General features: G+C 36.6%; 13 protein-coding genes. 4 read left to right on the top strand and 9 right to left on the bottom strand.

Features of this window, described 5'->3' with window-relative positions:
* Positions 1–88 precede the first annotated feature (88 nt).
* From BN986_RS17290 to BN986_RS17320, 7 genes are all read right to left on the bottom strand, one after another.
* Positions 89–748: a ribonuclease H family protein gene (locus BN986_RS17290; protein ID WP_040982500.1), complete on the bottom strand. Its 660-nt coding sequence runs from the start codon at positions 746–748 to the stop codon at positions 89–91.
* Between the two features lie 132 nt (positions 749–880).
* Complete coding sequence (locus tag BN986_RS17295; protein ID WP_040982502.1) at positions 881–2,254, bottom strand: SLC13 family permease; 1,374 nt, start codon at positions 2,252–2,254, stop codon at positions 881–883.
* Positions 2,255–2,289: 35 nt separating this feature from the next.
* Positions 2,290–3,789: a tripartite tricarboxylate transporter permease gene (locus tag BN986_RS17300; protein WP_074435710.1), complete on the bottom strand. Its 1,500-nt coding sequence runs from the start codon at positions 3,787–3,789 to the stop codon at positions 2,290–2,292.
* A gap of 15 nt (positions 3,790–3,804) precedes the next feature.
* Positions 3,805–4,248, bottom strand: coding sequence for a tripartite tricarboxylate transporter TctB family protein (locus BN986_RS17305; RefSeq protein ID WP_040982504.1), 444 nt, complete (start codon positions 4,246–4,248; stop codon positions 3,805–3,807).
* A 69-nt stretch (positions 4,249–4,317) separates the two neighbouring features.
* Complete coding sequence (locus BN986_RS17310; protein ID WP_040982506.1) at positions 4,318–5,298, bottom strand: tripartite tricarboxylate transporter substrate binding protein; 981 nt, start codon at positions 5,296–5,298, stop codon at positions 4,318–4,320.
* A 111-nt stretch (positions 5,299–5,409) separates the two neighbouring features.
* Positions 5,410–6,096 carry a response regulator gene (locus tag BN986_RS17315; RefSeq protein ID WP_040982508.1) on the bottom strand — a complete coding sequence of 229 codons (687 nt, stop codon included), beginning with the start codon at positions 6,094–6,096 and terminating at the stop codon, positions 5,410–5,412.
* Positions 6,097–6,118: 22 nt separating this feature from the next.
* Positions 6,119–7,705 carry a sensor histidine kinase gene (locus BN986_RS17320; protein WP_040982510.1) on the bottom strand — a complete coding sequence of 529 codons (1,587 nt, stop codon included), beginning with the start codon at positions 7,703–7,705 and terminating at the stop codon, positions 6,119–6,121.
* Between the two features lie 376 nt (positions 7,706–8,081).
* Between BN986_RS17320 and BN986_RS17325 the strand changes: the two genes are divergently transcribed.
* The gene (locus BN986_RS17325) at positions 8,082–8,804 is read left to right on the top strand and encodes an ABC transporter ATP-binding protein (RefSeq protein ID WP_198136798.1); all 723 of its coding nucleotides are present in this window, start codon (positions 8,082–8,084) and stop codon (positions 8,802–8,804) included.
* The gene (locus BN986_RS17330) at positions 8,782–9,963 is read left to right on the top strand and encodes an ABC transporter permease (RefSeq protein ID WP_040982512.1); all 1,182 of its coding nucleotides are present in this window, start codon (positions 8,782–8,784) and stop codon (positions 9,961–9,963) included. The genes BN986_RS17325 and BN986_RS17330 overlap by 23 nt, the downstream gene beginning before the upstream one ends.
* Before the next feature lie 186 nt (positions 9,964–10,149).
* Here the strand turns inward: BN986_RS17330 and BN986_RS17335 are convergent, their stop codons facing one another.
* Positions 10,150–10,482, bottom strand: coding sequence for an ArsR/SmtB family transcription factor (locus BN986_RS17335; RefSeq protein WP_040982514.1), 333 nt, complete (start codon positions 10,480–10,482; stop codon positions 10,150–10,152).
* Positions 10,483–10,571: 89 nt separating this feature from the next.
* Between BN986_RS17335 and BN986_RS17340 the strand changes: the two genes are divergently transcribed.
* Both BN986_RS17340 and BN986_RS17345 read left to right on the top strand, forming a co-directional pair.
* The gene (locus BN986_RS17340; RefSeq protein WP_040982516.1) at positions 10,572–11,939 is read left to right on the top strand and encodes an MFS transporter; all 1,368 of its coding nucleotides are present in this window, start codon (positions 10,572–10,574) and stop codon (positions 11,937–11,939) included.
* Positions 11,940–12,508: 569 nt separating this feature from the next.
* On the top strand, positions 12,509–12,802 hold the full coding sequence (locus BN986_RS17345; protein ID WP_040982518.1) for a hypothetical protein: 294 nt from the start codon (positions 12,509–12,511) through the stop codon (positions 12,800–12,802).
* A gap of 236 nt (positions 12,803–13,038) precedes the next feature.
* Here BN986_RS17345 and BN986_RS17350 read toward each other — a convergent pair whose 3' ends face one another.
* The gene (locus BN986_RS17350; protein WP_040982520.1) at positions 13,039–13,314 is read right to left on the bottom strand and encodes a YesK family protein; all 276 of its coding nucleotides are present in this window, start codon (positions 13,312–13,314) and stop codon (positions 13,039–13,041) included.
* Positions 13,315–13,439: the final 125 nt, after the last annotated feature.

A 13,439-nucleotide genomic window follows, 5' to 3' on the forward strand; every position in this document is an offset into this window, starting at 1 on the left:
AGCTTTCCTTGTCTTTTTAAACGTTATTAGTGCTATTGTCATCAGATGCTGCAATCATGCGAAAGAAGCAGAGAATTCCTTCCCTGCCTCACTCCGATAGTTCTTTTTTGCTTGTTATTTCCATCCCTTCCAATGCCTGCGTAGCTAACCGATCCGCTTCTCGATTTTTCTTACGCGAAATGTGCATGTACTCCGGGGTCACTCCCAATTGATTCACTTTATTTTCAATTCGATCTGCCCATTTCGTTAATTCTTCCTCATAACACGGCCATTCTCCCATTAATTGATTTACGACAACCTGGGAGTCACCATAAAAAGAAACAGGCAGATGATGGACACCCAACCTCTCCAATTCCATCAGCGCCAAGTGCAATGCAGCGTATTCCGCTTCATTGTTCGAACAAAGCTCTTCCACCAATGCATTTTTCCGCAAGCGGTAAAATGTATTATTCTGTTGATAGTAGATGGCGCATCCCAAACCGGAATGGCTTGTTTCACGCTCAAATCCCCCATCAAAATAAACAGTTACATCATGCGGCTCGGTTTGAATTTCCTCCATCTGCTTACGTAATTCTTTTAAACTCCACGTATGCTCCTGCGAATCGACGAATATCATATTTTTCATACGTCCCGTTTTCTTGAAATCTTCAACGATGACGAATGCTTTTGAAGCGTTCATCTCTTCAGAAGTAAAAGTTGCAGCAATCCCTTTTGGTGTCTGATAAGTGCATTCTATTCGTACTTTCATCATTTTGCCTCCGGTTTATATGTTGGGAAACGAGAAGGTGTTTCCTATCTTCATAGTATTCCCTTCCCCCTGTGTTTATCCAATAATCCGAATCCAGCAAATGAAATCAACTGCCTAAGCGGGCCGCACTTTTTAAATAATAAGCTTCCAATAAAAAAAGATACTCAGAAAAACGATAATAAGCCAACCTGCCATTGCTGGAATTCCTGTACGAAATAAATCACCTTGGCTGTAATAGCCGTATGCATACGTAATTAAGTGCACCGGAGATTGTGTAATGAATAAAAATCCTGGAATGCCGACTAAATAAACAGCCATGGCCACTTCCAAAGAACTGAACATTGCTATTTGTTCCCCCAAAATCAAAGCAAGCGGCAAAGCAATTGTTAAAAATCCCAGCACATTTACAAATAATAATCTTGCCAGAGCGATAAGTAGACATAAACCGACGATGACTGCTACTGGATGAACATGTGCAAAAATTCCTGTTATCCAGGCTGCAAATTGATTCATCGCTCCAGTATCAATAAGCACATTAGATAACATTAAAGTGGATCCAAAAAACAGCATCATATCCCAATCAATTGCGGTTCTTGCTTTATCCCAGTCCATCACTCCTATATAGGGCAGAACAGATAACGCGGCTCCCAACATTCCGACAAGCGGAATGGAATATCCATGCCACGCATGCGTCAGCCATAATATAAGTGTTAAGGCGATAATAAATGCCATCTTTATTTCTTGTTTACTCCATTTACCTAGCATTTGTTTTTTGGAATACACCAACTTCCTGACCATTTTCTGGTCAACATCCCCTATTGGAAATATGATTTGGAACAAAATCCAAAGCATGAACACAAACAACAACATTGGAAAACTGAAATAAATAAGCCAATGAATATAGTTCATCTCACCAGAAACAGAGGAAAACATCCCAAACGCATAGATGGTGGAACTAGCACCAGTAGGAACAAACGCTGCTGAAATAGGACTAATATACGCCGTTCCGATAAAAAATGATTTCCCTAAATTTGCCGTTTGCTGTATTTCGCTTAATTTTTTTACTAAGTCATCCAGAATATCGCTAGTTAATTTGCCTTTTCCGATGTTGGACGGTATAAATACAGTCAGCACAAACATCATGATAAAGGATAATAAAAGCAATAATCTGCTGGATCCTTTAGCAAGATTTAAAATAGAAAGAGCTACTCTGCCTGCTAAACCAGTACGAACAAATGCATGTGCCAGTATAAATGTGGAAAATAATAACCAGACCAAACTGGAGCCCAAGTAACTTAGCACCTCATCATATGAGGTGAAATGAAAAGACAACAGCAATATTAATAAAATGGAACTGAAAGCTAAGGGGAACACCCTCCCTATCCATAGAATCTGGATAATCAAAAGTGTTCCCACTGCTTTTATTTCAAGACCCCAATCTGCACCAAAAATGAAAAATATAATATAAAGTAATACAGAAACAGCCAACAAGATGTTCTTTTTCATTTCATCCCTCCTCATCAAGAAAGGACATCTTCCTTTTATGCATTTTTGTTTTTACGTTTTTGTATCCATCCAATTAAGAAAGGATAGCAAATAGACAAAATAGTCATAATCACTAAAGTAATCGTAATTGGAGATGCAACCAATACATTGAAAACATTGTCGAAGGAAACAATACTTTTTCTGAAGTTCTGCTCCATATCTGAACCTACGATAACTGCAAGGATTAACGGAGCAATCGGAAACTTAAGCAATTTCATCAATACGCCAATCACCCCAAAGATAACTAGAATATAGAAATCAATAATGCTATAGCTTAGTGTATAAGTTCCGATGAAAGCCAATACCAAGATCAAAGGATAAAGAATTTTTGGAGGGGTATCCAAAATCTTTACTAGTACTCCAATTAAAAGGATATTGATTAATACAAGAAATAAGTTCCCGATAAACATACTGTTCACTAATGTCCATACCGTTTCCGGGTTGTTTTCAAACAGAAGCGGCCCAGGCTGTAATCCCAGCATGATTAAAGCACCTAAAATAACTGCTGTCGTTCCAGACCCGGGAATACCCATCGTAAGAAGCGGAATAAATGATCCGACAGAAGCAGCGTTATTGGACGATTCCGGAGCTGCCAGCCCTTCGATTGCACCCTTACCAAACTTTCCCGGATGCTTCGATATCTGCTGTTCCGTTGTATAGCTGAGCATGGATGCTATCGAACCGCCAGCACCTGGAAGAACACCAATCAGAAATCCTACCGGACCTTGTCTCAACATCGGCCATTTCGTCTGATTCCAATCTTCTTTTGATATACCCTTCTTTCCTACTTTACTTTTTTGCTTTTTAATCTGATCAATATTTATAAGATTGTAGAGTACTTCCCCTACAGCGTAAATCCCAATAATCACAACCAAAAAATCAATGCCTTCACTCAATTGCGGAACATCAAACGTAAATCGGTGCACTCCTGTCTGTAAATCAATGCCAATCGTACTTAAGAGCAACCCGATACTCATTGAGATAAACCCCTTCACCATGTTCCCTCTGGAAAGAGATACAATGGCCGACAAGGTAAATACGAACAAGAGGAAATATTCCGCCGGCCCAAAATTAAGGGCAAACGATGCCAGCGGCTTTGCCAGCAAAATAAAACCGATAATGGCAATGGTTCCGCCAATCAGAGAAGCAATGGCCGAAATTGTCAATGCCTTTCCTGCCTCACCTTTTTGAGACATTGGATAGCCATCAAATGTAGCAGCAATAGCCGAACCATCTCCTGGCGTATTAATTAAAATGGAACTTCTTGAACCACCATACATGGCTCCGTAGTAAATAGCTGCCATAAGTACCAAAGCACTTGTAGGATCCATACCGAAAGTTATCGGAATTAACACAGCCACTGCTGTAGCCGGCCCTAAACCTGGAAGCATGCCAACTACCGTTCCTAAAAAACCTCCAATTAAAACCCATAAAAGATTCATAGGCTGAAGTGCTGTTGTCATCCCTTCCATAAAACTTTGAAAATCCACCCCCATAATGAATACTCCTTTCTATGGTAAACTTACATTTAATAATTCCGAGAATGAATACCAAGATATAATAGAAAATATCACTGCAATCAATATATTTTTAAACCATGCCTGTTTTCCATTGATGACAAATAATAAACCTGTTAAGAATAGCATCGTGGAAATTAAAAAACCTATTCTTTCAAATAGGAATGTATATATAAAAATTAAAACCAATGTAGATACAATTAAAAACGGGGCTCTGCCTGTGAATAGTCCTTTTAATTCCTCAAATTTTTCACTTCGTTGCCTCCATTCCTGAATAAAGTAAATCAAGCTGAAAAGAACCAGTAATCCCCCGATTAAAATCGGAAAGTAAAGCGGACCATTTTCATCACCCACACGAGCTTTTGTAAGATTAAACGTCATGATGAGATAAATAATGCCCAGCACTAGAAAAAACAAAGGCGTAATTAACCTAGCCACATTCAAACCTCCTTCACTTTCTATATCCGGGATGAATCTGTTTTGATATGATTCATCCCGATAAGGTATTTATTCTATTAAACCTGCTTCTGTCATTAACTCATCAAATCTTTCTGTCTGTTCAGCCAAAAATTCCTGCGACTCTTGGCTGTCATGATAATAAGGTTCCCATTCATTATTAGCCATCACTTCCTGCCAAGCTTCACTTTCCGTCATTTCAGCGATTTTCTCATCCCAATAGGCAATTTCTTCTTCCGTCATATCAGGTGGACCCATGACACCTCTCCAGTGAGGAAACACCATGTCCACACCTTGTTCCTTCCAGGTACTTACTTCTTCCAATCCTTCTAATTTCTCTTCAGAACTAACAGCAATCATATTTATTTCTCCAGCCTGATGCTGTTCCTTCGACTCAGAAACGGACATCGTTGCTACATCCACATGGCCACCTAATAAAGCTGTCAGTACATCTCCGCCACTTTCATAAACTAAAAATTCTACTTGTGAAACATCTACTCCAAATTCTTGAGCAGCTTGGACAAAAGATAAATGATCACTATTTCCTAAGCTCGGGCCAACACCAATTTTTAAGGATGTCGGGTCATCTTTTAGTTCTTCCATTACTTCTTCTCCAGTTTCATATGGAGAGTCCGGCGGAACAGCTACAGAAACCCATTCCGTACTTAAGATGGCTAATGGCGTAAAATCTTCATAAGTCAAATCACTTTGTCCCAGCAAATTATTCGCAACGAGTAAACTGGAATTAATGGAAATGGCATGTGCATCTTGTCCTGCCAAATACTGCCACCCTACTTCTCCACCACCGCCAGGCTTATTAGATACATTGATATTCTCTTCAATAATTCCTTCGTCACTAAGAATTTTCTGCATCGCTCTTGCAGTGGCATCCCATCCGCCGCCTGGCGTTGCAGGAGCTACAAATTCAATATTTCCACTTGGAAAATTTCCTTCAGCTTCACTATTATCCGAAGAACATCCTGCGACAAGAATAAATGTAATAAATAAAAATAATCCCAGATATTTTTTCATCAATATTCCCCCCTTTGGATTTAAATAAAATTGTAAGGTGAAAGCGATTTGATGTAAACGTTTTCAAAATAAATGAAATATATTACATAAACGAAATTGTGTTCATTTTGTTCATGAACCTGTTTTGTCTAAAGAATATCTTCTTTGCGGACGGCCGATGATACCATATTCTTGTTCCACTTTTGCAATGCCTTCTGAAACCAAATATTCCAAATAACGTCGGGCAGTGACTCGGGACGAACCAATCGATTCTCCCATCTCCTCTGCCGACAAAGATTTCCCGGACTTCTCCATGATGCGTTTTACCTTTTCCAAAGTTATCCAATCTATTCCTTTAGGTAGTCCTTCTCCCTCCGTTTGTCTATTCACTGACGGAAACAGCAGTTCATCTACTGTGTTTTGATCAATATATTCTGTCTGCTGCAATACATTTCTCTGTTTTTTATATTCTTGCATCACTTTAGTAAAACGCTCCAAACTCACCGGTTTAATCAAATAGTTGGTAATTCCTTTGCGCATACATTGTTCCAGCAGCTCTTTCTCTTTTGCAGCTGTAATAATCATGATATCTACTTGGGGATGAGCTTCCCTTAATTTAGGAATTAAGTCTGTACCCAAATAATCCGGCAAATAAATATCAAGCAATATTAAATCCGGCTTCAGATTTTTTATCAATAAGAGCGTCTGCTCACCGGTTAAAGCTTTTCCGGTAACTTGCACCTCTTCTATTTTTTCAAGAAACTCCTCATGAATATTAGCAATTCTGAAATCATCTTCTGCAATGACAATCTGAATCATTGTAAACAGTCTCCTTTAGTGATTATTTGGGAATATAAACCGTTATCATGGTACCTTGACGAGTTGAATCTATCTCCATATTTCCGTTTAATTTATTTACTGCTGCTTTAACGTTATACAGCCCAAACCCTCTCTTTTCACCATTATAATCTTTGGTAGAATATCCTGGATGAAAAATCCTCTCCTTATCTTCTTCCTTCATTCCGGTACCATTATCCGTCACTTCAAAAATGATATCCTTTCCAATATCCATCGCTGAAAATCGCACGGAAGGCTGGGAAGTGGATATCACTGCCTCTAATGCATTGTCTATTAAATTACCAATGATAGTAATAATCTCTCCAGCTTTAATATGATCTGGTAATGGACTGATATAGCTGCCTTCTTCAATCACAAAATCAATTTTTTTCTCGGAAGCTCTGCCCATTTTTCCAATTAAAATAGCTTGTACATTTTTATCCTCTATTTGATTGAATATACTTCGATTATTTTTGTTCATATGGTCCATTTCTTTGTCTATCAATTCGATGACTTGATCATAGTTTTCCAACTGCAGCATACCAGATATAAGATGCATTTTATTGGAATGTTCATGGGTCTGCGCACGTAAATCATCTGAGTACTTTTTTACCTCTGAAAGGGTATTCACCATTTCTGTGATTTCGGTTCTATCCCGGATAGTCGCAACCAGTCCAGTAAATTTTCCTTGCGTAAACATTGGCACCATATTAACAATCAACGATTTATTATGAAGATAAACCTCCTGATTCAACTTCTCATTCTTGGTTTCATAGACCTGGTTATACTCTAGGCGAGGTAGCAGATCATGAATAGGTCTGTGCATATATGCATCCGTTACTTCCAAAAGGTCTCTTGCAGATTTGTTGATCAGAGTAATCTTGCAATGCTCGTCAGCAGCAATAACCCCTTCATTCAATGAAGACAGCAGCGTATCATGCCTGTTATATAATGCAGCGATCTCCCGCGGTTCATATCCAAACGTTTCCTTTCGAATATGCCGTGCCAATAAATAGCCCAATATAATGCCAATAATAATAACTGCAACGGAAAGATAAAGAATATACTTTATTCTTTCAAATATCTGAGCATATAAATCCGCTTTCAAATAACCAACCGTTGTTACACCCAAGACACTCCCTGTATCTGATAAAATAGGAGCGATTCCAACAATAGACGAATCAATAAATTCATCAGAATCCATATTATAATACCCGCCAAAAACACGCGCCTTAAAACCATCATTAAACGGCTTGACCTCTCCAAGCTCGTCAGCATCCGGGTGAGTTAAAATACGCCCTTCCTTGTTCTGGATGATAATAAAATCAGCTTCATTTTCTATACTGAACTGATCTGTCAAAAATTGTAGGGAATGATTATTATCTTCCTCTTCCAAAGCTTCTGTTACGGAAGGCAATAGAGACACTGTTTTGGCAGTTTGCATACTTAGTCTATGTCTTTCAGAAATAATTTGTTCCACCGTAGAATAGGCATAGAAAGCTGACAATATCAATATCAGAACAATGATAACTCCTAATAATAAGCCGGTAATTTTAATTTGTAAGGAAACATTAAATAAACGATGAAGCATATCTATCACCTAATTTTCTATAAATAAAATCCGATTCTGCCATTTCAATGAATCTATTTCCTCCAAACTAACTCTATTATTTTCATTGCTTTATCCACTAAAAAAAGAGTCCTTTCCTTCAGACATTGCATGCAATGAAACAACGAAAGGATTGGACAAGGAAGCTTTATCATTTACTTTACATAAATCACTTGGGAACATCAATGATCCGTAAAAGGAAATGATATGCGAATATCATACATAGAATTCACATTTATTGCAATAATTGACATACTAGCCACAAGCGACTTCTTCCAAAAAGATTCTTGTCATCTTACTCTTATTCTGATAATATAATGAGTGATTACTCACTTCATAAAGAAAGGTGTTTTGTTTTATGATGCAATTATCCAATATGTCCAAGAGCTTTGGAAAACAAACAATCCTGCAAAATGTATCCCTAGATATTAGCACCAATCAAATCACCGGATTGATTGGTCCATCGGGTACAGGTAAAACCACGTTGATTAAATGCTTGATGGGAATGGAAAAATACGATACCGGTTCTATCCGAATCGATGATACAACGGTTCCCAACCGTAAACTCTTAAATAAAATCGGCTATATGGCGCAAAGCGATTCGCTATACCATGATTTAACCGGTCTGGAAAACATTCAATTTTTTGCTCATATGTACGGAAAGAAAATTTCCAATAAAGCAGTCCAATCTACGCTAAATCTCGTCCAGCTTGAACAGGATAAAAAGAAATTGGTGGCGTACTATTCCGGTGGGATGAAACGCCGCTTATCGCTTGCGATTGCTTTGATCAACCAGCCAAAGTATTTGATTTTAGATGAGCCGACGGTCGGGATTGATCCAGTGCTCAAATTAAGTATCTGGGATCAGCTGCATGATTTAAAAAAGGACAGCACGCTGTTAATTACAACCCACATTATGGATGAAGCTATGAAATGTGACCAGCTGCTATTAATGAAAAATAAAGGAATTGCAGCAAGCGGTACTCCACAGGAAATATTGGAGAACTTTGGCGTAAGCGATATTGATCAAGTCTTTTTAAAATTGGAGGAAATCGAAAATGCGAATGCTTCAGCTGATTAAACGGATTTGTAAACAGGTCCTTCGTGATAAACGTACGCTTGCATTATTATTTCTGGCTCCTATTTTTGTCATTACGCTGCTGAATTATATTTTTCCAGATCCGGATGACGAGATAACCATCGCTACAGCTAATGTCAGCGATGAGGTAATTGATATTTTAGAAGACAATGATATCATCGTAAAACAAGAAAACGAGATGGATATACAGTCTTATCTGGAAGAAGGAAATGCCAGCGGTGTTCTGGAGGAAACAGATGGAGAATGGAAGCTGACCATTCTGAATGATAATCCGATGGATGAGGGCCCTGCTATTCAGGGAAGCTCACAGGCTGTGATGGAAACAAATTTAAATGATCTTTCGGATAATATCGATGAGATGATAAGTAATATGGAGGATATGTCAGCAGGTGTAGAAGAAATGATGGAGCAGCTTCCTCCTGAAATTGCTCAAAACATGGATATAGATATGAATATGGATATCGATACAGAAATAGATTCTGAAATCGACATGGATGAAGACCCGATTACTGTAGAATATATTTATGGCAATGAAAGCAATACGTTTTTTGAAATTTTAAATCCCATTTTAGTCAGCTTCTTCGTTTTCTTTTTTGTCTTTTTGATTGCTGGCATGTCGATGTTAAAGGAAAGAAGCAGCGGTACGTTGGAGAAATTATTATCCACGCCAATCAGAAAATCTGAGATCGTATTTGGTTATTTATTCGGCTATGGGATTTTTGCTATTCTGCAAACAGCGATTATTATCCTTTATTCTGTATATATTTTAGATATGGAAATTGCCGGTTCCATCACCAATATGTTTATGATTAATATTTTGTTAAGCTTCGTTGCCCTTGGACTTGGTCTTCTGTTATCTACATTTGTCAGCAGTGAATTCCAAATGATTCAATTCATTCCGCTCGTCATCATTCCACAGATTTTCTTCTCTGGAATGCTGAATGTAGACACTATGGAAACATGGCTGCAATGGATTGCACCGATTATGCCTTTATACTATGCGGGAAATGCAATGATCGATGTTGTTTTAAAAGGATTTACATTTGGAGAGATCATGGTTCCCCTGTCTATTTTGTTTTTATTTATTATTGTTTTTGTGATGTTGAATATTCTGGGAATGAGGCGGTATCGGAAGGTGTAAGAACTTAGTGTGATTACTGCATAATAAAAAGAATAAGGATTTGTTATAACTATTAACAATCGAAAACTCTTTCTCCGCTTTCAGGGGAAAGAGTTTTCTTTATTCGTTTAGCCTAAAAGAACCCACTTATTATCCCTGTTACAAATAAAACTTTTAACATTTTTAATTTTAATAATTAATGCGTGATTATCCTTTTAATATAAAATTTATCCAGGCTTGAATCATTTCCAGACTATCTTTATTAAACAGATAAAAATTACGTTTCCCTTCCTTGACTAAGTAAATAACATGAGTATTCTTCATTTCCTTGAGATGATAAGACAATTTGGTATTAGAAATATGGACTCCTTCTTCCTGCAAAATCGTCAAGATATCCATTGGACAAAAGCCACCTTCTGCTTCAGATGAATCCGGAAAAAACTCCCTCCTTTCTTGATCAAATCGCAACATCTCAATAATTCGAATTCTAATTGGATCCTGAAGTACCTTAAAAATATCTGTAACATGAGTATTTTTCATAATTTTATTATAACATTTCCTTCTTGACATTTCAATTTTTTTTGAAATAATAGTTACAGTTCAAAAAAAATTGAAATAAGGTGGTTTTTATGAGATACACACGTCGAGAAACAATAAGCTTAATCAGTATTTGCATCGGATCTTTCTTGATTATTCTAGATACAAATATCGTAAATATAATTATTCCACCCTTGAGAGAACAATTATATTTAAGCAATTTACAAACCTCTTGGGTCATAAATAGCTATGTATTGGTATTTGCTTCGTTCATCCTATTTTTTTCCAGATTCAGTAAACGAATAGGTGCAAGAAATGCCTTTATCACGGGGATTTCAATCTTTATGGTTGGTTCGCTATTCTGTGGTTTCTCTAACACTTATGAACAATTGGTGATCTCTAGGATTATTCAAGGGGTTGGTGCAGCTATGTTTGCACCTATTGCAACAAAGCTCTTATCATCGACGGTAACAGAGCCAAAAAAAAGAGCGACTGCCTTTGGTATATGGTCAGGAACATCAGGTATCGCATTTGCCTTTTCGCCGATGGTCGGTGGTTTTTTAAATGAATTGTGGGGTTGGCAAAGTATCTTTCTTATCAATATCCCTTTTTCTTTGATTGTCATTTGGACCGGACTTGCTGCAATCAAGGATACAGAAAAAGAAAATATTTCAATGTTTTTCAAGGAACAGATGTTGGTCGCATTGTTTATCTTAATTTTCGTATTCATGATACAGGAATACAAAGTAATCTATCAGTCACCGCTGTTATTTACTTTAGGAGGAATTGCTTTAATAATTTTGGGATATACATATAGTATCAAGTTTAGAAATAATCAGACACAAGTAATAGAGCGGCAACTATTCACAAAACAGAATGTTGCCAGCTTAATAAATGGATTTACTTATAATTTTTCAATCTATGGAGTGATGTATTTCCTTTCTATTCATTTTCAGGAACATTTATTTTTGTCTACGCTTGAGACGGGTGTGAAATTTTTGCCCTTAACGGTTTCCGGTATGCTAATATCTTCATTTTTGTCACCTGTTCTGGTCAATAAATTAGGACAAAAATGGACTCAACAGCTATGCTTATTAGCTATTATTGCAGGCAGTATATTTTTGTTTGCCTACTTCACAATAGCAACATGCTCTGTTTTTATTTTAGTTAGTTTTATTCTTTTCGGCTTTTCTGGAGCTATAGCTCCCGTATTAATGAATGCAGCTTTTTTATCAACGGGAGAAAAATATCATAATGAAATTTCTTCATTAGTAAACCTTGCACGTCAAATTGGCAGTATTTTTGGTGTAGTAAGTGTTTCAATTATATTGGATATGCTGGCAAATACAACGACCATTCTTTACTTTCTAGTAGTGATTATATTTATCTCATTCTTTGCTTTTCTATACTTAGCATTTGCATACAAACTGAACAATCAAAAATCCAGAACGTATGAATAAAGCCGCTGCCTGGAAATATAAGCTTTCAAGATATGCAGTTTTTTTCAAATAGATGCCCTTTTTATTTTGATAAAAGAAGGGCTGTTCCATAATCAATTACCTGATTGTGTAACAGCCCTCAATTCAAGCTAAATTGTATGAATACAATTCTATTCTTACTCAAAATATAGCCCATTAATTACTTTAATGAGTAGAATATTTTCTTAAAAATTGATTACAACCACTCTAAAAGTAATTAAAAATAATAAGACCATATGAATCCATAATAGCTTGAATCAGTTTTTTCTTTTCAATCATTAGCTCACGATAAACAGAGCCAAAGAACTTTAAAATCAACCAACTACAACTTAGCTGAATTATGGAAGAAAGCAGTCAGCGAATAACCACTTGATTGACTGTAGTGGATATAATAAATTCATTTTCAAATATAACTGTGCTTTTCGTAAATCTCCTATGGGAATGCGTTTATTCTATTAATCCTTCTTTTTTACTAGTTCCATTTCTTGTTGTACATAAAAACCACGTATAGTATATTGTTGGAAATTACATTATAAACAAGGTGGTAATTTATGAGAACGTATCTGATATTCGCACATGTACTTAATATATTCTTGTTATTTCCAGTCGGTTTTTTAGGACTTCTTTTGTTTATGAATATCAGTGAACCTGGTAACATCCCTCCTGTTAGTCCAATAGATATAGGAATTGTAATTACTATGCTAGTCATGTGGACTGTGAGCTATTGGTATCAAATCTGGAAAAAAGAATGGGGTCCATTATTAGTTGCCAACTTAATTTTCCTTGTTGCTCTCTTTGTCTTGATTGTTATGATTATGCCATTTCTTTTTGATATCTTTTATTAAATGAACCGTAACCGCTGTCAACTTGATTGAGATGATTATATGATTGCTATCATACAACGGACCGTAATGCTCATAGTGTTGGCTTCAAAGATGTAGCAAAACTCGATTCGGTCTGAATTCGATTAGTTGAGTCATATATAACTTCGATTCATTGTTCTTCTTGAACTTGCGAACGCAGCTTTTGCAAATATGGTCCCCAAACCACCTAGAAGGGATTCAACTACAAAAAGCTCGGATTAACTTCCAGGCTTTTCTTTGTTTTTAGATTTGTTAATAATAGTCAGGATAAAAAGATTTATCACGGAAGCTGTAAAAGCATTAAAACTCATGTATGCAAGCCCCAAGCCTCCCCAGTTGCTAACGAAAAAGCTTACGATAAATACTATAATACTAAGTAAACTCGTAATCAGAGGCAAGATGATTCTTTTTTCTTTAAACAGCATACTTAAAAGAAATATAACAACACCAATACCGAGAATATATAACACAGTCTCTATGACTCCTTCAGCCATTGAATAACCAGCTCCTCCATTATCATGATATTCACTTTAAAAGACACTTTCATTATGGACTATTGTATTAAAAATTTACGATTTATGACAGAAAAAACCAATAAATAATAATACCCCACTATAAT

Origin of the sequence: Oceanobacillus jeddahensis, assembly GCF_000750635.1 — a bacterium.
GTDB classification, from domain to species: Bacteria; Bacillota; Bacilli; order Bacillales; family Amphibacillaceae; genus Oceanobacillus; species Oceanobacillus jeddahense.